The sequence below is a fragment of the Humiphilus diazotrophicus genome, assembly GCF_059726315.1.
In genome coordinates, this window is sequence record NZ_AP040871.1 from 100,478 (window position 1) to 124,201 (window position 23,724).

Here is a 23,724-nt window from a genome sequence, read left to right on the forward strand (position 1 = left end):
GCTATTATGCGGGTGAGTTTTCTTTAGCACCTAGTTTGAGGCACGCAATCTCACTTGGCTGAGTGGTATTGCGTAGATCGGCGGAGGACTATACGTGCGGCAAAAGATAAAGACGCTCGAAGAAATCTTTGGACAACCGGCTGTTTGGCAAAGGTGTTTGGACGATTTAAGCCGAATGGACCTGACGTCGCTGGTTGAAGGACACGATCCACGTACTTTTGAATGGGTGTTTGTTGGCTGCGGTACTAGTTATTATCTGGCACAAGCGGCTGCCGCCACCTTTTCTATTTTGCTTCACGTCTCAGCACGAGCTGTTCCGGCTTCTGAGATTCTTCTTCAACCACAACTGGTCTTTCCTTATGGATCTTCCCGCGCTTTCCCCGTACTTATCTCTCGTTCCGGACACACCTCGGAAGTATTGAAGGTTGCAGAATATCTTCGGCACAGAAATACGGCTTTTCTAGCGGTTACTTGTGACGGAAGAGATCTCGTACAGATGAGTGATCGAGTTCTGCGGCTCGATGTTGTGGAGGAGAGCACGGTCATGACCTCTTCCTTTACCTCGATGTTGCTGGGCCTACAGTATCTGTCAGCACATATTGGAGATGATCGGAAGTTATTGACTTCTCTGCGTGATCTTCCCGGAGAATTGGATCGACTGCTTCCTATTTATGCTTCACAGATAGAGGCACTGGCTGAGAACAACTTTGAAGACTGTGCCTTCCTGGGGCAAGGGGCCTTGTATCCAATCGCTTCTGAATGCGCCCTGAAGGTTATGGAATCTTCTTCTACTTACGCACAGTATTTCCATACGCTTGAGTTCAGGCATGGTCCCAAATCCATAGCCGGTCCATCTACGCTCGTTGGAGGGCTTATCTCTGAGTCTGGTTCTGAGGCGGAAGAGTTGGTGCTTCTAGAGATGAAGGAACTGGGATCTCCTATTCTGGTTATTGCCAACTCCGCATCGGAAGATCTGCGTAGAACAGCGGATCTCTTGATTGAAATGGATCTTTCTGTACCTGAGATTACTCGACTCGTCATGAATGTAGTTTGGGGACAGCTTTTGGGCAGCTATCGCGGCCTACAGAAAGGCTTAAATCCTGACAGTCCTAAGAACCTTAGCCGGGTTGTTACGATTGGGAGCTATTAATGAGTTCCTTCGATGTAACGATTGCTGGGGAGATCAATCTTGATTTGATTCTTTATGGCCTGCCAACAGATATGCCAGTGGAACGCGAGCTACTTGCTGACGATTTTCGCCTGACATTGGGCAGCTCTTCAGCAATTCTTGCTCACAATCTCTCGGCTCTGGGGGTAAAGGTTGGTTTCATTACAAAGATTGGTACTGATTCGCTCGGTGCCATTGCGATAGAGCGTCTAAAAGAAGCAGCGGTCGACATTTCCCGTGTTGTGACTGCAAATTCTGGTTGTCAGACTGGTGTTACCATTCTGCTAAATCATGGAAAGATGCGGCATATTCTGACCTATCCGGGACTGATGGCAGAGATGTCGGTACACGACCTCGACATCTCCTATCTAGCTTCCGGACGGCATTTCCATATCTCTTCGTTGTATCTTCAGAAGGGACTTCAGTCGGATCTTCCAAGGCTTTGCCGGGAACTGAAGAAGAAAGGGCTGACACTTTCTCTCGATACCAATGACGACCCGGATGATCGTTGGGGGCACCCCCTGGAGGAGTTATTTCCTTTACTCGATGTGCTATTGCCCAACGAAGACGAAGCAAAACGAATCGCTAAGACCGAGAACATCGAAGAGGCGATCTCGTATCTTTCAGGCAAAGTTCCGGTTGTGGCCATGAAGTGTGGTGCTCGTGGTTCTCTTGTGCAGGCAGGCAATCAGCGCTGGATCGCTCCTCCGGTTTCCGTCCAGCCCACGGACACGATTGGTGCCGGTGATAGCTTCAACGCCGGGTTTCTGAAAGGGTACTTGGAAAAGCGCCCACTTTCTGTGTGTGCAGCCATGGGAAATACAACGGCCGCTCTTTCTACACTCCGTTCCGGTGGTACAGAGTCATTTCGAGACAAGGCTCTTTTAAGTACTTTTCTCGCGGAGCACCTTCCAGATCATTGAGGTGAGGGCGTGTGCCAGAATACCTGGAATTATCAAACGAATTTCTAAAGATCAAAGTACTACCTGCAGAAGGCGGAAGGATTGCTTCTTTGTGGAGCCGGGAGTCCGGGGTCGAGTTCCTTCTACAGTCACAATCTCCACCGGGCACTGTGCAGCCTGGCCGTTATACGCTTTTCAGCGAAGGTTCCTGTGCCGGAATCGATGAGTGTCTACCAACTGTTGCCTCCTGCGAGCTGAACAATGAAAGGATTCCGGACCATGGCGACTTCTGGCAATTGCCGTGGAATGCGATTGCCTGTTCAGCGAAGAATTGGGTTCGTCTTGAGGCTGATGGTTTTAGCCAGCCAATACACTTCACGAAAGATGTTCACTTGCAGGGCCGTCGGCTTCGACTTGAATATCAGATCGATAACATCGGCAACCAATCAATACCATTTCTCTATGCATGCCATCCCTTACTGGCCGTTGATCCCGAAGATCGAATTTTGCTTCCTGCAGAGGTTAAGGAGCTCAAAGTTCATTCTTCGAGAAATGCCAGATTCGGGGTCCTGGGTGATCGCGTAGAGTGGCCCATTGCTGCGAAAAGTACAGAGGGATCATCTGAAGACCTAAGTGTTTTGTCGAACGCCTCTGCACGGACAGCGGAGATGTTCTACACCGGAAGATTGCAACAGGCTTGGTGTGGCCTATACCGTTCGAGGCTCTTGCAAGGAATAGCTGTGCGTTTTGATAAGGCGGCTCTTCCCTACCTGGGGTTATGGATTTGTTGTGGAGGCTGGCCGGAGGAAGAGGGGATACCAAAACAATTTGCTTTTGCCCCGGAACCAACGACGGCTCCATGTGGTTCTGTCAGGCAAGCAATGGATCAAGGGCAGGAAACTATTTTGTTCCCGGGGCAGCGTTTCCGGTTTGCCATCGAGTTTTCTCTCTCTCTGGTCGGAATTACTTTTGAAGTCTTTCGCCGTGAGGTAGAGCGAGGGGATTTCTAACTGAGATGGGGTCATTTGGGTGCGTCCCGCTGTGATGACCGCAGCGGGACGTGAGAGAAGACGCTCTAGATCTTATGTTTTAGCCAATTCTGATAATCGGAATACAGTTTGGCGGATGAAGGAGCTCCGGCGAAAGCCGATGAGTCCGGGCGGTTCATCATGCCAAGGTATTGATAGACCAGAATCTTGTCTACCCACGGAGATACAGCTTCAAGCTGGCGCAGAACGCGGTCGAAAGCTGCCGGCATTAGGGCACTCTTGTACACATCGCTTTCGAATTCGAAGATCTCTACGTCTGCCCAGATTTTAGCCTTTTGGGATCGATCATGGGCTTTACGTAGCTTTTCATAGAAGGCGGATGTTTCCGTTACTTTGGATTTCTGTACGCCTACTTCGTCCTGATACGCCACGATGTCCACATCCATAACATCCAGCTGCTTGACGTATTTGTCATCGGGAGTGACTAAGCGTGTGCCATATGGAGCGATCATGATCGGAGCCTTAGGCTTAAGCTGGCGTGCCAGTTTCGAGCATCCGTTGACATAGGTGATGAAATCCGGCGAGTAGTAGGGGTTGATACAGGCCTCATCTGGCCAATACCAGCCATAAAAGCTTGGATGATGGCCGTACTTCTCAACCAGCTCCTCCATCGCTTGGAGTCTCTGTTTATTGGCAATTGGATCGATAATCGTATTTTCACTTGTCCAATCACCGTAGAAGCCGCCGCCAATAAAGAACTTTACCTTGTACTTATCCGCTGCCGAGAGCACAGCTTCCATCGGATCAGCGCAAGCTAGCTGCCACTTGGGGAACACTTTGCTGTCGTAGAACGAGCGATAATAAACCGCCGTCGCCATCAGGACCAGGTATTCCAGACCGGCGTCTGCGACTTCTTTGATCTTTGCTGCCCATTGTTCCGCTGTGAACCGGACGCATGCTGGATTCCAGTCAACGCCTTCAACGGTCGCGTGATGCTGGAACTCAAACCAGCTACCGGAAATCGGCTTGATTGAACCTGATGTGGGTGCTGCATAGGCTTGTCCTGGGTTCATCAAAACTGCTCCTGCTCCCATACCTAAAGCGACAAGGAAATTTCGTCTACTTAGTTCATCGATCATTCGTGTACTCTTTCTGCATTCTGCCTGCTTCAGTTTGTTTGCAATGTACCCGCAGCAACACATGCCTCTGCGATCATTAGCCTAAAGCGAATCACGGCTAAAGTATCATTCCGTCTATATGTAATGTTGTATAGGGTGGTAGTCAAGGGAAAATTGAATCCTGTCGATGAACCTGCCTGCGAATGAAGAGGTTTACTCAACCTTGTTGTGAAAAGTCATGGGTTCGATAAATCAAATGAAATCAGAAGTTTGTACCGATTCTAAACTTTTGTCATGATCGCCTGGCGAATTACAAAAATGCAGCCATTTTATGGCTCGGACATTCGATCATCTGTTCCCTGTCCAAGTCGAAATTTGAACGTTCCTTGCTTTTTACTCGGCTTACTTTAAGGATATTTTTCCTCATGAAGCAGGACTCCAATACCACGGGAGGCAAGAGTGGCCCAGAGGTTTAGAAACGCTTTCGAATTCTACCGTGCACTGCGTGTGCATCCTCCCTGTGCATTGGGGTCATTCTCCAGGCCCATTGGGTCGGGCGGTAAATGTGGGTGCGGCACCCTGACAGAAGGTCAATGAGAAGCTCAGAGCATCTTCCCCTGGGTATAGACTTCCCAACGATAGAGGCGTGCAGCTTTTCTCCACCACAGCAAAGCAAGACGGCTTTGCTGTGGTACCCGGCATGGGGGAAGTTGCGCAGGTCTTGCGGCTTGAGCTGCATCTTCATGAGAAATGCTCGAATTGTAGAGAAGAACACAAAGCCTTCGTTTTGGTGCTTCAAGAGAGGAGTAAGAGATAACGATGAAGGGAAAAACCTGCATCTTGTTGGGAATCCTGGTCCTGTTCCCACTACTGGGGCAGGCTCAGGCCATCACCTATGATGGCTTGGGCAACAGTCTTGCTAATCTTGATCGGCTATCGAATGCGAAGAGCTTTTCCATCAGCCCCGAAAATCCTACGGGAGAAAAAGGGAAGGGCGGAATGGCTACACAAGGGGTCGCTTCCCATGCTTCTCGCGAACTCGGTCAAGGTTGGAAGGTAAATCCTTACGTTGTTATTGCTCCCGGCCAGACATTCACTCTTGGAGAAATCAAAGGTTCAGGTGCAATCCAACATATCTGGATGACACCGACAGGAAATTGGCGGCTCTCCATTTTGCGAATGTATTGGGACGAGGAAACGACTCCATCCGTGGAAGTTCCAGTCGGTGATTTTTTTGCAATGGGATGGGGAAAGTACTCGCGAATTTCTTCCCTTGCTGTCTGCGTCAATCCTGGCAGTGCGTTCAACTCTTATTGGGTGATGCCATTCAGGAAAAAGGCAAAGATTACACTTGAGAACCTGGACGAGAAGCCTGTCACTTTCTATTACCAAATTGACTATACCCAAACTACAGTTCCGGAGGATGCCGGATATTTCCATGCCCAATTCAGAAGAGTGAATCCTCTACCTTATAAGCAGGTGTATACCATCCTCGATAACGTTGCGGGAAAAGGCCATTATGTCGGGACATATCTTGCTTGGGGCGTCCATAACGATGGATGGTGGGGAGAGGGCGAAATTAAGTTTTACATTGATGGAGACCAGAACTTCCCGACCATCAATGGAACCGGCACGGAGGATTACTTTAATGGGTCATACAATTTTGAGAATCAGGAGAAGAAGCAGTACGAAGAGTTTACTTCTCCTTACTCGGGACTGGCCCAGGTGATAAAACCAGACGGGCTATACCATTCACAGGAGAGATTTGGGTTGTACCGTTGGCACATTCCGGATCCGGTGCGGTTCGATCACGACCTAAAGGTGACTATTCAGGCTCTCGGTTGGCAGAGCGGCGGACGATATTTGCCTCTCATGGACGATATCGCGTCCGTGGCCTATTGGTATCAGGCTGAACCCCATGCAAAATTCCCAGCTCTGCCCGATAAAGATCATCTGGAAAATAATTGAGTGATTTCGTATGAATGCACTGAAGAAAGAGGGAGCTTTCTCGCGAGAGGCTCCCCTTTCTTGATAAGCCAGTTTGGTTAGAAAAATTGGTTCTCGATTACGTGATCTGTTCAATCCTTATCCGGATTTCGTTCACGACATGGACTCAGCGGTGAGCACCCTGTCGAGTGCTCAGGCGTTGTGAACTAAGGACTTCTCTCAGGTGTGCCCTTGACATTCGACAGGAATCGGAGCAATGTTGTTGTCGAATATCAAGGGGAAGAGATGCCTATACCAACGGACCTGCTCCTGGGCACGCTTGCATTGGTGCCCATAGAAAACGAGCTGGCAACTTGGGATCGGTTGTCGATCTCCATTGCGCTGATCTTTGGGAAAACAGCGGAGGCGCAGTCATGATGACAGAGTTGCTAACTCGGTTTCGATTTCTCCTAAGTCGCAAGAACCAGAGCGAACTGGATGAAGAACTCAAATTCCATATCGAGCAATCCATTGAGGCCAAACTTGCGGCTGGGCTGACGGCTTCAGAGGCGCGACGCCAAACCATGATCGAGTTTGGTGGCATGGAGCGCGCGAGAGAACAATGCATCCAGCAACGTCCGGGGTTGTTCCTCGACACATTGAAGCGGGATGTGCGCCATGGTCTACGGATGTTACGCAGGTCGCCTGGTCTGATGTCGGTTGCCATAGCAACGCTGGCGTTGGGAATTGGGGCAAACACCGCTATTTTTAGCCTGGTAGATGGGTTTTATTTGAGGCCACTTCCCATTGCGGATCCCTCTCACCTGGTGGCGCTCAAAAGTGTGAAGAGCCATGCCGCTGCGGATTCAGAAGTAACAGCTTCGGGTTCGTCATACGCGGAATACGCGGATCTCCGCGAACGCGTTCCCGCATTTGCGGATGTTGCAGCTTCTGACCGTAGAGGGTTGACATTGCAGACGTCTGATGGTCTCCAATTGCTGCTCGCTGAAGTGGTAAGCGACAACTACTTCACGTTTATGGGTGTCCGCCCGGAGATTGGCAGATTGCCAAATGAAAGTGAACTTCAGCGGGATCAAACGCCGGTTGTTGTGCTCAGCTATGGAACGTGGAAGCGCATCTTCAACGGAAACCTCAATGTGATTGGGCAGACGATAAAGGTCAACAAAGGGCTTGCGACAGTGATGGCAGTTTTGCCCGTCGGCTTTAGAGGCACGGAGCGTATGCTCGACCCCCAGGTCTATGTCCCGCTAGCAAGTTGGAAGATGTGGGATCCAGACGAGCAAAACGCGCCGCGAACGTACCGCGGGTTTGAACTCTACGCACGATTAAAGCCTGGCACTACCCTATATCAGGCAAGAGAGCAGTTGCGGTTACTGAGCACCGCCTTATCGGTGCAGTATCCACAGACGAACAGGGAACGTGAATTCATAGCAGATTGGCAAACCAAGTCGGAAGGCGAAGGGATGAAGGTGCTCAGCATCCTGGTGCTCTCCGTTGCCGGGGCTGTCCTGCTTATCGCTTGTACAAACATTGCCACTCTTTTATTGGCTCTTAACGACTCGCGCCGGCGAGAAATCGCCATGCGTGCTGCACTGGGTGCCACACGAGGTATGCTGCTGCGGCAATTAATTACGGAGTACACCGTGCTTGCGGTCTTCGGTGTTGCTGGTGCATTGCTGCTGGCGCAAAGGCTGATCTCGCTTGTTCCTGGACTCATGCCAGATATTGGATATCCGCTTGGTTTCGACTTCAGAATCGATCACCGAGTGTTATTGTTCACGGCTGTGGCGGGTATCGTCTCCGTTTTTGTTGGTGGTCTGATCCCCGCGCTTGCAACAACACAGACATCGCCACTCGATGCAATGCGGACTCAATCACTGCAACGTGGCAAGTCAAGAATGCCGATGCGCAAGGTCTTCGTTGTGGCTCAACTGACAATCTCTATGTCACTTCTAATCGCAACGGGGCTTCTGATAAAGGCACTGAATCATATCGAAAACATTAACCTCGGATTCAACGGCAGACAGAACGCCATACTGCTAGGAATTGGTGTAGAAGGACAGGGAGCACAGAGGCAAGCAGCATTTGACTCTCTTGTGACACGTATGAAGGCTCTGCCTGGTGTCAAAGATGCAAGCGTGGCGCGGGTAGTTCCATTTCCCGACAGTGGCGGTGGCATGACGAAGATTGTTTTGGCTCCCGACGAAGTTCCATCCAATACAGCGGGTATTCCTGTTTGGTTTAATTCGACGGATGTTGACTACTTCCGCGTTATGAATATACCGCTCATCCGGGGCCGAGCATTCGAAACGCAAGATACTGCGACTACTCGACGAGTAGTCATCGTTAATCAGGTGCTAGCGAAAAAGCTCTTTGGCACTGCGGATGCTGTTGGGCGACACTTGCGGTTAGGACGGCAAGAGCCCGTGGATGCAGAAATTGTCGGCATCACCGGCGATGGCAAATATGCCAATTTGAACGAGACACCACAGCCCTATCTGTACTTGCCACTTTCGCAGGAGGCCCAGTTCGAAGTGACTCTGATAGTAACGACTTCAGGGGAGGCACGTCCCTTATTGCCCGTCGTCAGGAAAACCCTGCGGGAAACGAGTCCAGGAACTCTGATCCTTAACACTCAAACTTTGACGGACCACATGCGGTTTGTCACTTACATAAACCGTATGGTCGCATGGTTGATGGCAGCACTCGGTGGGCTTGCGTTGTTGCTTACCACTCTCGGTCTCTATGGAATAACTGCATTTACTGTTTCGCGGCGGGCCTACGAAATTGGTATTCGAATGGCACTGGGAGCATTGCGGGGGACGGTTTTCAGGTCCGTTCTGAAGGATGGCCTAAGAATGACACTAGTCGGCATGATGCTAGGTACGGGAATTGCTTTCTTTTTGGGCCGAGGGATGAGCAGCCTGCTCTTCGGTGTCAAGCCCCTCGATCCGGCTGTCCTGCTCGGAGTGAGCGTAGTAATCATTGCGACTTCGATTGCCGCATTGATCATCCCGGCAAGGCGGGTATTACGTGTGGATCCGGTTGTCACTCTACGCCAGGAATAGTTCCGTACCCTGGAGGCATTCTCGAAGTCTTGGATCCCGGACCCTTTAATTGGATCGGGACTTCGGTCTCCGGAGGAACGCATTCAGCTCTCCAGGTATCAGCGTTCTCAATGCGTGGGCGACATAGACAACTTGTCTGTTGCTGCCTTGCGCATTGCGGCTTGAGAACGCGGTGCGCGTAATGCTGCCACTCAGTTTTGTAAATCCATACCCAAATACTGCAGTTCATTTTCAACATATCTTGAGTGGTGGCTGGGAATGAGTACGGGTAGGGGATGACAAAAATCTGTTGACTTTCGGAAATAGAAAAGCTAATCTCCCTCCACTTGTGGCCCGTCAACATGCTTTGTCTATGTAGAGTGCAGTCGCTTCATCCACAATTTAACCCTTTTGACATTTGATGTAGATACAGAGATGGTCTCTCGGCAGGGTTTGAGCCCTACCGTATTTGTGTTTCAGCTTTCAAAACTGACGCTGTAGTAGATTCATTTCTCAGCTTCGGTCAAAGTGAGAGTTCTATAGATCCGCTGCTCCATTCCCCAGTAGGAGTGCCTATGTATAGTTTTGCTCGTAGGACCGTATTCTGCGCAGTACTAGCTATCCTCTATTGGGTGGTCTTTGATCATCCGACCGCCTATGCACAGTCACAATCGATAAATGGCACAATTCATGGAACGATTATGGATTCAACCGGTGCTGCCATTGCCGGGGCGGTTGTGACGGTGAGGAATGAAGAAACTGGTTTTGTTCGCCAAGTTAGGACCGGTGAGGATGGGGTGTATATAGCTCCGAATTTACCAATCGGAATCTATTCTGTATCTGCGACATCGCCAGGTTTCTCTGCGCTTACGCAAAAAGGGATTCATATCGAGGCAGGCAGCAATGACATTGTCGATGAGCACCTGAAGCTTGGATCGGAAGCGCAAGAAATAACAGTTACAAGTGATGCGCCAATTTTGGAAACCAGTCGTGTCGACCTTGGACGAACGATTAGCGGGCAAGAGGTTCAAAATCTTCCCTTGACTTCAAGAAATCCCTACAATTTCATTCTTTTTCAGCCAGGAGTCAGTGGGCATCCTAATCCTGAAAATGGTATCCCGCGAACACTGAATACGAATGGGCTTGTCGATCGTGTGAATTATCAGCTGGATGGAATGGTCGATACGGAATCGGATCGTTATGGCTTACGCCTTTTTGCCATCTCTGACTCTTACGTAAAGGAAATCAATACAGTTTCGAATAGTTTTGCACCCGAATTCGGCAATACTGCTGGAATCATCTACAACGTCATAACCGGACAGGGAACCAATACTCTTCATGGAACGGCTCAATATATCTGGAGGCCCAAAGCTGCCAGTTCCTGCCCTATTCTCCAAAACTGCGATACAACAGCTCCTAATGGTAAGCGTAAGCCCGATCTTCATGTCGATGACTGGATAGGAAATATTGGGGGGCCGGTTATCAGGAACAAGTTTTTTCTCTATTCAGCCTACGAGCATTTGAAACGCGCCTCTCCTCAACCGGTAGCAATTACTTCTGCAACACAAGCTAGTTTGGCTGCGCTTGGGGTAAGCCCAACCATTTTTAATACGGCTCCGAGTGTACAGCGGGCACAGTGGTTCGATATCCGGGCCGATTGGAACATCAATAAGAAGAATCAGTTCTTTGTCCGCTACAATTATTTCCGCAATACCTACCCGTACAACACAAATGTCGGTGGGCTCTATGCTCTCGATGCCTCTTCCGATTTTCGAGACCGGGCGCACATCATTGGCACACAGTTGATCACAACCTTCACTCCGACACTATTGAACGAGTTTCGCGCTTCCTGGCCATATCGAAACCAGCATCACATTCCTGGAGTTCTGACCGGAACTGGTCCGATGGTAACAATTTCCGGGATAGCCAACTTTGGAGGTACAAATGGTGCCGGGGACAAATTTCAGGAGAAGATTCCCAGCTTTAGTGACAATCTAACCTGGATTAGGGGTGCCCATACTATGAAATTCGGCGTGGGCTTTCAGCAGAATCTCGATACCCAACTGGCAGATGTTTACGTTCAATACACCTTCGCTTCCATTGCACAATATCAGAATGCACTCAAGGGCATTTCTCCGCATGTTTATTCCAATGTAAAGGCGAGTATCGGTCAACCGGGAGCCGCTTACCACTCTGTCTTTTTCGATCTCTTTGCACAGGATACCTGGCAGGTGCATAGAAAGCTGTCCGCAACCTATGGAATTCGCTATGACCAATATCGAGCGCCCACTCCGCCGGCAAACGAACCATTTATCTATACCCGGAGCTTTCGCACTCCGCTTGCCGATTTTGCACCGAGGCTGGGCCTTGCTTATTCTCCAACGGCGACAACGGTCTTACGGTTGAATGCCGGCATATTCTATGAGGCAACGCCCACAAACAGCTGGTACAACCCTTTGTACAACAACGGAGCAGGAGGGTCAGGCTCGTTTATTGCTGTCGTGAGTGGTGCATCGAGTGAAGTAACAGCAAATGCCTGCCAGCCGGCGTTTCCCAATACACCTCAGAGCATTCCGGCCAGTTGCTTGGGAGCTCAGAGTATTTATGCTTTGACTTCACGATTTAAAAACGAATATGTATGGAATGCTAATCTGCAGGTGGCTCAACAACTAAGTGGCAACGATTCCTTAACGCTGGGCTACATCATGACAAATGGGCGTAATATGCAGTTCCTGCGTAATATGAACCTCATTAATCCCACAGGATATCTTGCTGATGGACGACCGATTTTTTCTAGTACAGTGAGTGCCGCGACCCGCCTATACCCGCAATTCAACAACATCACCTTGATTGATATTGGTTCAAACTCTTCCTATCATGCTCTCACCGTTGATTATCGTCATCGTTATGCCGCAGGTTTGATGACCAGCATTTCTTATACCTGGTCGCACTCGATTGCAAATACTCCTGAAGGCAATTCCTATGAATTCAGCACTCCGGTTGAAGACCCGGCCAATCCTAATCGGGATCGTGGGAATAGCGGGGTCAACCGTCCGAATGCACTCACCTTGAGTGCGGTTTATGATACCCAGACGAAGTTCGGGAACCATCTCTTGAGCCAAATTTTCAAAAATAACAGTTTTGCTTTTCTCGGTCTGTTTACTTCGGGGGACCAGCAGAATATTACAGTTAGCCAGGCTCTTAATGGCGATGCAAACGCGAGTAGTCGTCCTCTTTTTGTCGGGCGCAACTCGGTCAGAGGCCCAGACATCTATCAGGTTGATGTGCGTTATACACGTAGTCTGGGAACCTTTTTTGAGCGTGTGCAACCCAAAATTTTGATTGAGTGCAACAATATTGCGAATCATTCGAACTTCACTTCAATCAACGCAACTGCTACTGTCTACACCAATCCTGCAGATGCTCTTCACCCTGTGGGATCGATAAGGACAGCTCCGACATTTGCTCCGACAAGTACCGTTTTGGAAGCGCGCATTCTTCAATTCGGAGCGAAGATAGATTTCTAGATCCAGCGGGAAGGCTGCAATGGGTGATATGCAGAAAGAGCAGAAGTCCGAGTTTCCTGCTCCGACTTATCGCAAAACGGTGCTCGAGCAGGTTTTTAGGGATGCCAAAAGATACTTTCTTCATCCCCTACTGGAAATTCAATATGCCCATACCTTGATGCTGGCTAAACAGGACATTCTTGATCGGGGGCAGGCTGCGGCCTGTTTACGAGCCTTGAAGGTTTTGGATCTCAATGAGATTCGCGATGCAGTCTATGACGGGTCGTTTGAAGATCTCTTTTTCTATATGGAAGGGAAGCTGGCGAGTCTTTGCGGAGCAGATAATGCAGGCAAGATGCATACGGCGCGAAGTCGTAATGATATAGACCTGACGATGTATCGAATGGTCTTGCGATTACGTATTGCAGAGACAATTAGAACCATATTGGAGTTCAGGGAAGAACTCGTTGCACTGGCATGGAAGCATCGTGCTTCCTTGATGCCTGCCTACACACATAACCAGCCGGCGCAGCCCACGACTTTGGGCCATTATTTAATGGCTATGGTGGAATGCCTGGAGAGGGATACTGAGCGACTTCGTTCTGCTTATGAACGGGTTAATCGCTCGCCTTTGGGTGCCTGCGCTATTACCACCACTGGTTTTCCTATTGATCGAAGCTATACAGCCGAGCTTCTTGGTTTCGAGGGATTGCAGGTAAATTCCTATGGAGCGATTGCATCGGTCGATTATCTTACTGAAAGTTGCGCAGTCCTGGCTGTCTGCATGCTGAATGTTGGCCGGCTTATGCAGGATTTGCTGCTGTGGAGCACTGCGGAGTTCGACTATATCCGATTAAGCGATGCATATGTGCAGATCAGCAGCATCATGCCTCAGAAGAGAAATCCGGTTCCCTTTGAACATGTTCGTATTCTGGCCAGTAGAGCCATGATGGAGGCGCAGGCTGTTCTGGGGAGTCTGCACAATACGCCTTACAGTGACATTAACGACAGTGAAGATGATCTGCAGCCTCGGATCTATGAGGCTTTCGATTGTGCACAGAGAAGCTTACATCTTGCAGCCGGAGCCTTAAGTGAAGCTGAAATCCGCGTGGAGCGGATGGCTGAGTGTGCAGAGAAGAACTTTCTCACCGTGACTGAACTTGCAGATACGCTAGTGCGAATGAGCGATCTCAGTTTTCGAACCGCCCATGAGATCGTGAGCAAAGCTGTAAAGGTGCTCAAGGGTGTTTATGATCGAGAGAAAATGGTTAGTGCCGTAGAGGCGATATTTCCTGAGGTTACCGGTCAGGAGATTCGGTTTAATACCTCTGTCCTTAAACAAGCCCTGGACGCAAAATACTTCGTCGAAATACGCAGTGTTATTGGCGGTACAGCTCTGGCTGTTCTGGAACCGGAAATACGAAAGTCGGAAGAAATCTTGCATGAAGACCGTAGTTGGCTGGAAGAAAGGCTTAATCATCTGGCCCGGGCATCAGAGAGAACTCAACAGGAGAGCGAAAATCTGATTGCCAGTCTGGAAACAGAACTACGCGAGAGATGAAAGAGGGCACTGAGCGGGACATCTTGCTGAAGCGAGGTTCTTCTGCAGTCATTTTTACCCAGAATGTGGAGCTATTACTGCTGCTGGGATTCCATGCTCCCGACCTGTTTGAGTAGGACTCAATCGGGATCATCAAGAAGTACTGCGCTCAGCACCTCTTGATGATGAAGACGGTTTTATCGTCAATTCGATCGGGCTCTCCGCTTTGGCGCAAATGATCGTCCGCTTTTACGGCATACTCCAGGAGAGCGTTACAGATGTTTTTTGCCGGCTCGCGATAGTGATCGCACATTACTGCTTCGAGTTGCCGGAGTTCTTCCTCATCGCTACCATCGTAAACTCCATCGCTATAAAGGAACAAAATATCGCCCGGGCTCATCAGTGTAATTTCGGCTACATCGATCGAGCTTGCACGCCGTGAGCGAAACTGCATGGAGAAATATCTTTTGCGATCAGGATGATCCTGAGGGATCTGCAGTCCGAGCGCCATGAACTGTACCATGCGATTTCTGTCCACTTCGAGAAATCTGCGATATTCGGCAGAGAATACTAGCGGTGGAGGATGTCCAAAATTTACGAACCGGAAATTACCGTGAGGGTGGATTTCTCCATAGAGCATAGTTGCAATTTCGCGGGTGGTATCTTGTTCGCTTCGACCGAGGGCATTCCGAGCTGTAACGGATTGGGCTAGTCGGAGGTTGATCTTTTCGAACAACTCCGGAGTCGTCTTCCCTCTACGATCGAGTTCGGAGAGCATGAAGGCGTGGAAGGTATCGTGTACCGTCGAGGCAATCTTCGCAGAAATGATCCCATGCCCCTGGGCATCTACCAGCAGCACACCTGCAGTGGTATAGAGGTCTTTTAGAACCTCTGCGACCCGCACTTGCTCCGAACTGCGGGCATTTCTGTACTCAATCTCCATCCTGGGCTCATAATCCGGTCTGCACTTTAGCCATTCGACATGGTCATCGACAGAATTGCGGGGTAACTCGCCGGGCGGTAACGGTTCCAGATATTCTTGTGACAGCTCCAGTGCACGCTGGATGCGGGCATCTATGTCATAGCGCTGTTGGAAGTTGATGTATTCAAATAGGTCTCCACCAACGCTTTCTGCAGGAATGGAATTCCCATACATCTCGATTCCCGGTATACGGGGAATCGCTCCCTCGACCGGCATTAACCGTTTGCGCAGATACTCGTCGATGTTCAGTTCGCCGTAGGGGCTTTCCATAGAAGAATTCTATGGTAAGGGAGATGATCGGTTTCTGGCAGTTAAGTGCCAGATTGTTTGTCCCTGATCCCTATATTCTCGAGTTGATTGGCGGGGCGGCATTAGATATCTCAATCATTATCAACGAGTTACGATCTAATCATCTTTGCGGCGATTGGGGATAACGCCGTTGATTACCGCAATACAGATTATGCCGTTCTTTTCACCACTTAAGAGTTGCGAATGCATCGTGGGCCGGTTTAGAGCAAAACCAGCGTTACTATGTCCTATCCAAATTCCGCGATGTGCAGGTTTTCTCGACGGAAAACCTGCGTAGGGAGTTGTGGCTCGGGATACACCTACGCTGGTTTTGCTCTAGGCATGAAGTTCGGCTGACGTGTCGACGGCTCAAGGTCGTTATATCGAATACGTAAACTCCGAATCTTGACGTTGCGATGCTAGATTGCTAGCATGCTAGCATGTCGGACGACGTGAAACAGTTCAACGTATATCTGCCGGCCGAGCTGATTCGCGAGGTCAAACATCACGCCGTCGAGACCGAGCAGTCGCTGTCGGCAATTGTTGCGGAGGCGCTGCGCTCCTATCTCGACGAGTACCGGAGAAAACGGAGGAAGCATGAAAACTAAAGGCATCGACGGCATTCTGATCGAAACCCACAATTGGGGTAGCACTGTTGCCTTTTGGCGCGATCTGGGTTACGAACTCGAATTCGAGACCGATCACAACTCGGGCCGCCTGCGCCATCCGAATGGAGGTCCCTACATCTTCGTTGCTGAACGGCCGCACGATCATCCTCTTCAAGTCACGTTAGGTCTGGCTGTCGAGGATGCATCGCAGTTTACACCCCCTCATAGCGGCACTGTCGTACAGCCATTCGAGAAACAGCACTGGCCTGCTCTGCAAATGCTGCTAGCCGACCCCGATGGACGGAATATCGCCGTAGAAGCCCCATTGCAATCAATAAAGAAGCGTTAGCGCTTTTATGTTTGGGAATAGAGCAGAACGAACACAGGCGGGATCATTCCTCCGAAGTATCGGTCTCCTCTTTGTCTGCAATTGACAAACTAAGAGGGAAGGGAATGATTACACTTCCTCGTTCTGTGATCGAACACATTAAAGCCTGAATGTTCTGGAACTCGTAAACCAGAGGAGAAGTGGCTTATGCCTGATACGAGGATAGCGATGCCGGATAGCACGGCAGTACGAGTTGCTCTATGGCGGGCCATGCACGTACAGGTCGATTCGCCGCCACATGTAATTGAAGATGAGATCGGTTTGCAGTTGGTAGCTCCCGACGAGGGATGGCGTAGCCGCCCGGATATGGATCCGCATGCAACGAGCCTTTTCCGTGCTTCTATCGTGGCTCGTGCTCGCTTCATCGAGGATTTGGTCGTCGAACAGGTTAGCCAAGGTGTCAGCCAGTACGTCATCCTAGGTGCCGGGCTGGATACGTTCGTTCAGCGCAGACCGGAAATTGCCTCCCGCATGCTCGTATTTGAAGTCGATCAACCGGGGCCTCAAGCTTGGAAGAAACAACGCTTAATCGAACTTGGCTTTGGCATTTCGGAATATCTAAGATTTGTACCCATGGACTTCGAGGCGGGCGATACTTGGCGTCAGCGGTTGGATCCTGCCGGTTTCAATTCCGGTGAATCCGTAGTCGTGGCCTCAACCGGAGTCAGCATGTATCTCACCAGGGATGCCGTAATAGCCACGTTGCGCCAGGTAGCGGAACTCACTCCGCGAGCGACGTTCGCGATGACATTCTTGCTACCACTGGATCTCGCAGATCCCGAAGTACGACCGGGGCTTCAGCTGGCGGAGAAGGGCGCACGTGCAAGTGGAACACCTTTCATCAGCTTCTTTACTCCGGAGGAAATGGTGAGATTAGCTCGTGAAGCTGGCTTCAGAGATGCTCGACATGTGTCGGCAGATACTCTTGCCCAGCGTTATTTTGCCGATAGAGCAGATGGCTTTCGCCCGCCGAATAATGCGGAAGAACTCTTGGTGGCGGCTACCTAGTAGGTTCCAACACGAATGGTGTTGTGGCCTGTTAGCCCAGGCATGACATGTTTTTTCGAACAAAGCGATAGGCCCAGGTTGTTGGCGGCTGAGAATCAGCAATTGGAAGTCTGAAGGTGTCTGCTGACACTCCTACCATTTTACATGGAGGAGGCTTTGTCCTGGCCTTCTGTTTTACAGCGGAGGTGCTTTCGGCTAAAATCCCAGCCCGATTAACTTGATATGAACAGAGAGAAGTCTACAGGCTACTTTGTTTGTATTTTTTATGTTAAAACCTCAGTGCCTTGTGTCTACTATGATTACGAGTTGTATCTATAAACGCTACCGGCCCCGAGAGGTACGAATTCTGGACTACGCATGTTCTGTTGGTTCAGCTTCGTCTCCGGGATCTGACAGATTTCCCCTGTGCCATTGAATCTATATATGCCTTGAGGATATGAACCAATCCAAATTGCTGCATAAATCTGAATCTGTAAGCTGAGCATATGCCTTCATACATCTTCTCTCTTGCTCGTGTGGCTGTCATTGCGGTGGTTGTCTTCACCGCCTTTTGGGCAGATGCAGCGCAAGGGAGCACGAAGATCATTCCGAGCACTCCCATCGTCATTGAGGGACTCGGCAAGGGAACTGCCACCCTCCGTGGCCCTTGCCAATTCCATCTTGGTGATGATCGTGTATGGGCAAATCCCGCTTTTGATAGCTCTGACTGGGAGCAGCTCGCAACAGACCGGCCGTGGGTAGAGCAAGGTCATGCGCGTTACACAGGTTTCGCTTGGTACCGGTGTTCCATTGCGTTTACCCCTGCGCCCGGCATTTCATCGCAATTTTCGCTTCTAGTTCCGAAGATCAATGATGCATACGAAATCTATTGGAACGGGTCACTCATTGGGCAAAATGGCAAGCTTCCACCTCATCCGGTTTGGTACTTTTCCCAGTCAGCACAAGTCTTTGCGCTTGGGCCAATACAGCGAGGCATTCTCTCCGTGCGTGTCTGGAAGGCCCCTTTACTCTCGGATGATTCCGGCCATTGGGGTGGTTTTAGAACAGCAGCTTTGATCGGGAGCTCCGAAGCCATCGCCACCGCCAAAGCTGCTCTCGATTATCAGTGGTTGCGTAGCCAGCAATTTCTTTTTGGCGAAAATCTTCTCTGCGCTACAGTCGCCCTCTTGAGTCTCCTTCTCTGGTGGCGAAGCCCTGCTCGGGGTGTCCTGTTCTGGATGACAGGTTATGCCCTGATTCCACCTATTGGTCTCCTTCTCCTAGATGCTCACATCCAATGGCCCTACATTCTGGCGATGGGAACTGGACAATCCTTAATTTCCTTGCGTCACATATCGCTTTGGTTTCTCCTTCTCTGGCTTCTTCCACTGAAGGAAAATCGTGCGATAACCCGACTCACTCGAATTCTTGCTTGCATTTGTTTCGTCAATGGCACTTTGGACGGATTGCTAATTGCGGTCAGTTGGCAACCTCAGTGGAGCAGACTGGTTCAGACCGCTGATGGCGTTTCGGCCTGCATCAGTACTTTGCTTGAAGCTTTTCCTTTGATTCTAGCCAGCTATGCGCTCTTTAAGCGTAAGCAGCTTGATCTGGCTCCCTGGTTGGTAGCTGTTACGGCTTTCCTGGACGAGATGATTAATGTCGTTCGCAACGCACTCAAACAAGGCCGCCAATTCACCGATTGGTCTATTGCATCGAGTATTGACTCGCCGCTTTTCACTATCGGTGGCAGTGCGATCTCGGTGTACACGCTTACCGGCGCCCTCCTCCTCATTGCTATTGTTTACGCTGTTTATGTCAGTGTTCTCGAAGACCAGCGTCGTCAGGACGCGCTAGAACGCGAGAAGGTGGAACTGATGCGCGAAAGCAAGCGGATGCGCCACCATGCTGAGCATGACGGGCTGACTGGTCTTTGGAATCACCGTATCATTGTTGAGCGGTTGCAAGAAGAAATGAACCGTTCCCGACGAGAGAGGATACCACTGAGTGTGGTCCTGATTGATATCGATCATTTCAAGAAGGTAAACGATAGCTTCGGTCACTTGGCGGGAGACCTGGTATTGAAAGAGATCAGTACAATCTTTGCGCGTTTTCTGCGTCCTTACGACTGTGTGGGGCGCTATGGGGGGGAAGAGTTTCTTGTCATTTTGCCTGGTTGTGAAATGGAAAATGCGCTCATCCGTGCGGAACAACTGCGTTTGGCTATTCAGTCGGCGTGCATTATGGACGGAGAGACAATGCTACAGGTGACCGCAAGCTTTGGTGTAGCATCGGACTTTTCGCCTGATGATGAAGCTGAGGCTGTTATCCGAAGCGTCGATACAGCACTCTACCGGGCTAAAAGCAACGGCCGCAATTGCGTTATCCCTGCTGAAGGGAACGCGCCGCTTTGCGAAAGCTAACTATGTAGTTACCGCTAGCTTTTTTGATGATTAATCCCTATCTTCGTATGTAGCGTATTTTTAGCAACACTGTGAACTCCTTAGCAATTCAGGGCATTTTCGCAAAGTGTGGACCGAATTCCCGGAGGGATGTATGGCTTTTCTTTCAAAGAAAGCTGTACCTCACGGGGTGCTAGAAAGTTTACGGTATTACGAAACTGCCCTAGTATGGTTCATTAATGAACCATACTAGAGTGGCTACTCAGACATTTACCTTTGGATCTATATCAAGTCCAAACTGACTGACGCTAACGATCCGCAATTCTGTCTTACTTTGATGTATCACCTAAAAGTGAGGATTGCTCTGCGAATGCTTTTGCCGTTTGGGTCCTAACCTTTTTCACAATATTCGTCCACACTGGATTAGTCTTCGTGGAATCTCGCTTTCCATCGGCCATAGCTGCATCATACGCAGCCCCTTTTTTAAGTCCATCTTTGTAGGCCGGAAGTTCTCTTACCAGCTTGAAGGCCTCTGCGATTACGACCCCCACATCGTCTTTGAGTTCCTCCGGTACGTTAGCATAGACCTTTGGTTTATTCTCTTCTATCCACTGGAATGCGATTGGCAAAACCACCGAACTCACCCAGTCACCGTAAGCATTCAAAGCTTCCATTCCCGCAATCCACGACGGATGCGCTTCCCAATCCTGAGGAGCCTGGCGAAGCCGCGTCTCCTTGTTTTTAGGCACACAAAACCCACACAATTCCTTGACATGCTGCATGAACATTCTCCTTTTCTGATTACATTTTGGTTTTATAGAACTGTACGAAGGCAGTTACAGAAAATTGTTAAAGCTGTTGTTACCTGATTCTGAATAAAACCTGCAATACAGGCTCAGATAATCAGAGTACGTGGATTTTCCATAAAAGAGCCAGCTTCTATGAATAGTTTTCAGTGCTCAGATTCCGGATGCAAGAGTAGTACCCTAGCCCGCATTATTCATGAATAGCTGTCGGTCTCTGAAAAGCAGCAATGATGCACTTCTTTCGATTCCAGGATTTTGACCTCCAAACAGTCTGTCAGTCGCGGCCGAATGCGAAAACAGGGCTCAAGTGTGCATAGGAAGCGGGTTTCCGAGAATCCAGATCCGAAATTCATGAATAATGCAGGCTAGAGTATATAAATGCCTCCCGGGTGGGCGGCGCTTGGCTTACCCCGCGTCATCTTTAATATTGTTTATTAGGACCTTCTCCTGCGAATGATGCTTAGCAGGGATTATGCGATACCGATCGGTTTGCGGAACCATGCTTATCAACAGCTCCCGAAACAGAATTACTTTTTCTCGTCCGACTTCGCTGCTAGCGTCGTATGTGACAGCTCGACGTAGTGTTTATCGGCACAAGTTGTTTGCTACTTGAGTGATTCTTGAAAATGATTTTTGTCGACAATAGTGGCGTATGTGCTTTTGTCAATGAAGGGCAGTACTCTATCCTGATTTTGGAGATCAGTGGAGTTATATCATTTGTGTGTGGAGTTAAGTGGACGATGGAAACTTAATCTGAGAGATGTAAGCGAAATTCTGTCACCTTGGACAGTCATCAAAGTGAGGCCAGAACATTTTAGGTTTTGAAAACAAGACTCGATATTGGCATGCTCTTCTTATCAGAGATCGATCATCCTTGGCGACTCTTCGAATGCACCATCCTAAACCTAAAATGTTCTGGTGTTAAGTGATTTCGCTATAGCTTGCCTTCAGCGAAGGGAGGTCTTCGAACTTATCTGATCTCCAGCAAGATGGCGCCGTAGGCTGGAAGAACGATACGTTCGAGACTTCTCAACTCCTGTACCTGGGAGAAGTTGCTGAGAAGCATCTTTGCCTTCTTGGTTGATATACCATAGCTCGTGAGGTTAAATTTCACGTTTTGCTCCCGGTTGCTCATGTTAAGTGCGACCAGCAGACTGGATGCTTTCGCAGAGGACTGTGGGCGACGCAGGAAACTGAAGACGTTTGCATCGTCATTATTGATGGTTACAAAATCACCATATTTCAGTGCCGGCTCATTATGCCGCAGCTTCAATAAAGCTTTGTAAAAATTCAGGACACTTTGAGGATCAGTGGATTCGGTATCCACATTCACGGTACGTGCATAGGGTGGAACCGGTAGCCATGGCTTTACCTTCGGCGCGGTGAAACCGGCGTTAGGGATTTCGGAAGTCCATTGCATCGGTGTGCGCTCTCCATCCCGACCTTTATCCTTTGGCCAACCGGTAATCCCTACCGGATCTCGTACATCTTCTACTCGCTGCGGATCAGTGTTGTGCATTCCTATTTCTTCGCCGTAGTACATCTGCGGGGTTCCGCGTGGCGTTAGTTCCAGGACTGCCATCAGTTTGGCAATTTGATCGTTATGCTGTCCATCGCCATAGCGGTCCCATTGCCGCGCTTGATCGTGGTTGCTGAAAAAGTATTCCGGCCACCCGTGCGCGGGATTGTTTTCTACTTCGTTGAATAGCTGTTGGAATTTCGGTGCAGAAAGGGCGTTGACATCGGCAATCTGAAAATCCATTGGCAGTTGTATCTCATCACCCTTTGTGCCGTACATCTTGCTCAGTTCCGTGATCGTTGGCTCATCGGCCTCAGAGAGCAAGACTGGGTGCCCAGGATAGCTGTCCACAATCTTGCGAATCTCTTTGAAGATCTCATGAATTTCTGGGAGGTCGTCTGTATATTTGTGCTGAATATTGCGATCTCCAAAGGCGTTGTAGCCGGGAAGATACGGATCGTCATGCAATCCAGGGTCTTCGAATAGGCGTGAGACCGCGTCCAGGCGAAAGCCTGCGACCCCCTTATTCAGCCAGAAACGCAGTACGTCATACATAGCCTTGCGTACTTCCGGATTGCGCCAGTTTAGATCCGGTTGTTGAACATAAAAGTAGTGGTAGTAGTATTGGCCCGTTGTGGGATCGAGTGTCCAGGCCGAGTGTCCGAACCACGATTGCCAGTTGTTGGGAGGTCCTCCGTTTTTCCCGTCGCGCCAGATATACCAGTCTCGCTTCGGGTTTGTCCGGGATGAGCGGGATTCTTTAAACCAGGGGTGCTGGTCGGAGGTGTGGTTCAAGACCAGATCCATGATGACCCGGAGTCCTCTCGCTTTTGCGGCCTGCATCAATGAATCGAAGTCACCCATGCTTCCGTACTGCGGATCAATGGTTTCGTAATCGGCTATGTCATAACCAAAGTCGATCTGGGGCGAAGGGTACATCGGAGTAATCCAGATCGCATCAACTCCAAGATCTTTTAGATAGTCCAAACGGTGTTCGATTCCCTTGATGTCGCCGGTTCCGTTGTTGTCAGAATCTTGAAAGCTGCGTGGATAGATTTCGTAAATGACAGCATGCTTCCACCATTCATCATGAGTTGTGGCTGTTGTCGGTTGTCCCTTTGAGCTCCCCTGTTGGGCAAAACCGGATGGTGCAGTCAGCAGAATGGCGCAAAGTAGGAAGTAAATGAGTCTCATAAATCCCTCCCGTATACGCAGCATGGATATTCTTCCTGGAGAGATGCTCGGCGGTCAATTCAGAGATAAGGGCTGGCGAGATTTTTGTTTTTCAGTGTTTCTGAAGAGTCAGGGAGTTTTATGCAACCTGAATAGATTCACGATAGATTTTTCACTTGCCCAGAGCGCGAAGCGGGCCTGTTTATGGTGCAAAATAAAGGAGAAAGATCTCAACGCCCGGGTGGACTTGGCTTTCGTAATTTGTACCTAAGCATGTTGACTATCGGAGCGGCTTCGGATTCCGGTTATCCTCGTGTATTGCCGCTCTTTGACGGGCGATTGCGTCTGGGAGTT

At 49.7% G+C, this 23,724-nt stretch carries 16 protein-coding genes; 12 read left to right on the forward strand and 4 right to left on the reverse strand.

The window, feature by feature from the left end; all coding sequences use genetic code 11:
- Positions 1 to 94 precede the first annotated feature (94 nt).
- From AC6I7T_RS30510 to AC6I7T_RS30520, 3 genes are read left to right on the forward strand one after another with little or no spacing between them, the layout of a single operon-like run.
- Positions 95 to 1,150 (forward strand): SIS domain-containing protein, encoded by a 1,056-nt coding sequence (locus AC6I7T_RS30510; RefSeq protein ID WP_497795157.1) that lies wholly within the window; start codon positions 95 to 97, stop codon positions 1,148 to 1,150.
- Positions 1,150 to 2,091 carry a carbohydrate kinase family protein gene (locus tag AC6I7T_RS30515; RefSeq protein ID WP_497795159.1) on the forward strand — a complete coding sequence of 314 codons (942 nt, stop codon included), beginning with the start codon at positions 1,150 to 1,152 and terminating at the stop codon, positions 2,089 to 2,091. The genes AC6I7T_RS30510 and AC6I7T_RS30515 overlap by 1 nt, the downstream gene beginning before the upstream one ends.
- A gap of 11 nt (positions 2,092 to 2,102) precedes the next feature.
- Positions 2,103 to 3,080 carry an aldose epimerase gene (locus AC6I7T_RS30520; RefSeq protein ID WP_497795161.1) on the forward strand — a complete coding sequence of 326 codons (978 nt, stop codon included), beginning with the start codon at positions 2,103 to 2,105 and terminating at the stop codon, positions 3,078 to 3,080.
- 65 nt (positions 3,081 to 3,145) lie between these two features.
- Here the strand turns inward: AC6I7T_RS30520 and AC6I7T_RS30525 are convergent, their stop codons facing one another.
- A complete protein-coding gene (locus AC6I7T_RS30525; protein ID WP_497795163.1) occupies positions 3,146 to 4,198 on the reverse strand; it encodes a DUF4434 domain-containing protein in 1,053 nt (350 codons plus the stop codon).
- 798 nt (positions 4,199 to 4,996) lie between these two features.
- On the opposite strand from AC6I7T_RS30525, the gene AC6I7T_RS30530 reads away from it, so the two are divergent.
- The 5 genes from AC6I7T_RS30530 to argH all read left to right on the forward strand — a co-directional run bounded on the left by AC6I7T_RS30530 (position 4,997) and on the right by argH (position 14,238).
- Positions 4,997 to 6,145, forward strand: a complete 1,149-nt coding sequence (locus tag AC6I7T_RS30530) for a glycoside hydrolase family 172 protein (RefSeq protein ID WP_497795165.1) — start codon at positions 4,997 to 4,999, stop codon at positions 6,143 to 6,145.
- A 264-nt stretch (positions 6,146 to 6,409) separates the two neighbouring features.
- Positions 6,410 to 6,541 (forward strand): hypothetical protein, encoded by a 132-nt coding sequence (locus tag AC6I7T_RS30535; RefSeq protein ID WP_497795166.1) that lies wholly within the window; start codon positions 6,410 to 6,412, stop codon positions 6,539 to 6,541.
- Positions 6,538 to 9,192: an ABC transporter permease gene (locus tag AC6I7T_RS30540; RefSeq protein WP_497795168.1), complete on the forward strand. Its 2,655-nt coding sequence runs from the start codon at positions 6,538 to 6,540 to the stop codon at positions 9,190 to 9,192. The genes AC6I7T_RS30535 and AC6I7T_RS30540 overlap by 4 nt, the downstream gene beginning before the upstream one ends.
- Before the next feature lie 554 nt (positions 9,193 to 9,746).
- On the forward strand, positions 9,747 to 12,698 hold the full coding sequence (locus AC6I7T_RS30545) for a TonB-dependent receptor (protein ID WP_497795170.1): 2,952 nt from the start codon (positions 9,747 to 9,749) through the stop codon (positions 12,696 to 12,698).
- A 19-nt stretch (positions 12,699 to 12,717) separates the two neighbouring features.
- Complete coding sequence (gene argH, locus AC6I7T_RS30550) at positions 12,718 to 14,238, forward strand: argininosuccinate lyase (protein WP_497795171.1); 1,521 nt, start codon at positions 12,718 to 12,720, stop codon at positions 14,236 to 14,238.
- Between the two features lie 148 nt (positions 14,239 to 14,386).
- On the opposite strand, the gene AC6I7T_RS30555 is transcribed toward argH, so the two are convergent.
- Positions 14,387 to 15,469 (reverse strand): PP2C family protein-serine/threonine phosphatase, encoded by a 1,083-nt coding sequence (locus tag AC6I7T_RS30555; protein ID WP_497795172.1) that lies wholly within the window; start codon positions 15,467 to 15,469, stop codon positions 14,387 to 14,389.
- Positions 15,470 to 15,927: 458 nt separating this feature from the next.
- Here AC6I7T_RS30555 and AC6I7T_RS30560 point away from each other — a divergent pair, with 458 nt between their 5' ends.
- The 4 genes from AC6I7T_RS30560 to AC6I7T_RS30575 all read left to right on the forward strand — a co-directional run bounded on the left by AC6I7T_RS30560 (position 15,928) and on the right by AC6I7T_RS30575 (position 19,893).
- On the forward strand, positions 15,928 to 16,095 hold the full coding sequence (locus tag AC6I7T_RS30560) for a ribbon-helix-helix protein, CopG family (RefSeq protein ID WP_497795174.1): 168 nt from the start codon (positions 15,928 to 15,930) through the stop codon (positions 16,093 to 16,095).
- Positions 16,085 to 16,444, forward strand: a complete 360-nt coding sequence (locus tag AC6I7T_RS30565) for a hypothetical protein (RefSeq protein ID WP_497795175.1) — start codon at positions 16,085 to 16,087, stop codon at positions 16,442 to 16,444. The genes AC6I7T_RS30560 and AC6I7T_RS30565 overlap by 11 nt, the downstream gene beginning before the upstream one ends.
- Positions 16,445 to 16,630: 186 nt before the next feature.
- Positions 16,631 to 17,491, forward strand: coding sequence for a class I SAM-dependent methyltransferase (locus AC6I7T_RS30570; RefSeq protein WP_497795177.1), 861 nt, complete (start codon positions 16,631 to 16,633; stop codon positions 17,489 to 17,491).
- Positions 17,492 to 17,976: 485 nt separating this feature from the next.
- Positions 17,977 to 19,893 carry a GGDEF domain-containing protein gene (locus AC6I7T_RS30575; protein WP_497795178.1) on the forward strand — a complete coding sequence of 639 codons (1,917 nt, stop codon included), beginning with the start codon at positions 17,977 to 17,979 and terminating at the stop codon, positions 19,891 to 19,893.
- A 308-nt stretch (positions 19,894 to 20,201) separates the two neighbouring features.
- On the opposite strand, the gene AC6I7T_RS30580 is transcribed toward AC6I7T_RS30575, so the two are convergent.
- Positions 20,202 to 20,654: a hypothetical protein gene (locus tag AC6I7T_RS30580; RefSeq protein WP_497795180.1), complete on the reverse strand. Its 453-nt coding sequence runs from the start codon at positions 20,652 to 20,654 to the stop codon at positions 20,202 to 20,204.
- A gap of 994 nt (positions 20,655 to 21,648) precedes the next feature.
- Positions 21,649 to 23,391: a glycoside hydrolase family 13 protein gene (locus AC6I7T_RS30585; RefSeq protein WP_497795182.1), complete on the reverse strand. Its 1,743-nt coding sequence runs from the start codon at positions 23,389 to 23,391 to the stop codon at positions 21,649 to 21,651.
- Positions 23,392 to 23,724: the final 333 nt, after the last annotated feature.

Excerpts from the sequence above, each read along its gene's own strand:
- argH (WP_497795171.1), top strand. The coding sequence starts at position 12,718 with ATGGGTGATATGCAGAAAGAGCAGAAGTCCGAGTTTCCTGCTCCGACT.
- AC6I7T_RS30560 (WP_497795174.1), top strand. The coding sequence starts at position 15,928 with ATGTCGGACGACGTGAAACAGTTCAACGTATATCTGCCGGCCGAGCTG.
- AC6I7T_RS30580 (WP_497795180.1), bottom strand. The coding sequence starts at position 20,654 with ATGCAGCATGTCAAGGAATTGTGTGGGTTTTGTGTGCCTAAAAACAAG.
- AC6I7T_RS30535 (WP_497795166.1), top strand. The coding sequence starts at position 6,410 with ATGCCTATACCAACGGACCTGCTCCTGGGCACGCTTGCATTGGTGCCC.
- AC6I7T_RS30530 (WP_497795165.1), top strand. The coding sequence starts at position 4,997 with ATGAAGGGAAAAACCTGCATCTTGTTGGGAATCCTGGTCCTGTTCCCA.
- AC6I7T_RS30575 (WP_497795178.1), top strand. The coding sequence starts at position 17,977 with ATGCCTTCATACATCTTCTCTCTTGCTCGTGTGGCTGTCATTGCGGTG.
- AC6I7T_RS30570 (WP_497795177.1), top strand. The coding sequence starts at position 16,631 with ATGCCTGATACGAGGATAGCGATGCCGGATAGCACGGCAGTACGAGTT.
- AC6I7T_RS30565 (WP_497795175.1), top strand. The coding sequence starts at position 16,085 with ATGAAAACTAAAGGCATCGACGGCATTCTGATCGAAACCCACAATTGG.
- AC6I7T_RS30515 (WP_497795159.1), top strand. The coding sequence starts at position 1,150 with ATGAGTTCCTTCGATGTAACGATTGCTGGGGAGATCAATCTTGATTTG.
- AC6I7T_RS30525 (WP_497795163.1), bottom strand. The coding sequence starts at position 4,198 with ATGATCGATGAACTAAGTAGACGAAATTTCCTTGTCGCTTTAGGTATG.
- AC6I7T_RS30555 (WP_497795172.1), bottom strand. The coding sequence starts at position 15,469 with ATGGAAAGCCCCTACGGCGAACTGAACATCGACGAGTATCTGCGCAAA.
- AC6I7T_RS30540 (WP_497795168.1), top strand. The coding sequence starts at position 6,538 with ATGATGACAGAGTTGCTAACTCGGTTTCGATTTCTCCTAAGTCGCAAG.
- AC6I7T_RS30585 (WP_497795182.1), bottom strand. The coding sequence starts at position 23,391 with ATGAGACTCATTTACTTCCTACTTTGCGCCATTCTGCTGACTGCACCA.
- AC6I7T_RS30545 (WP_497795170.1), top strand. The coding sequence starts at position 9,747 with ATGTATAGTTTTGCTCGTAGGACCGTATTCTGCGCAGTACTAGCTATC.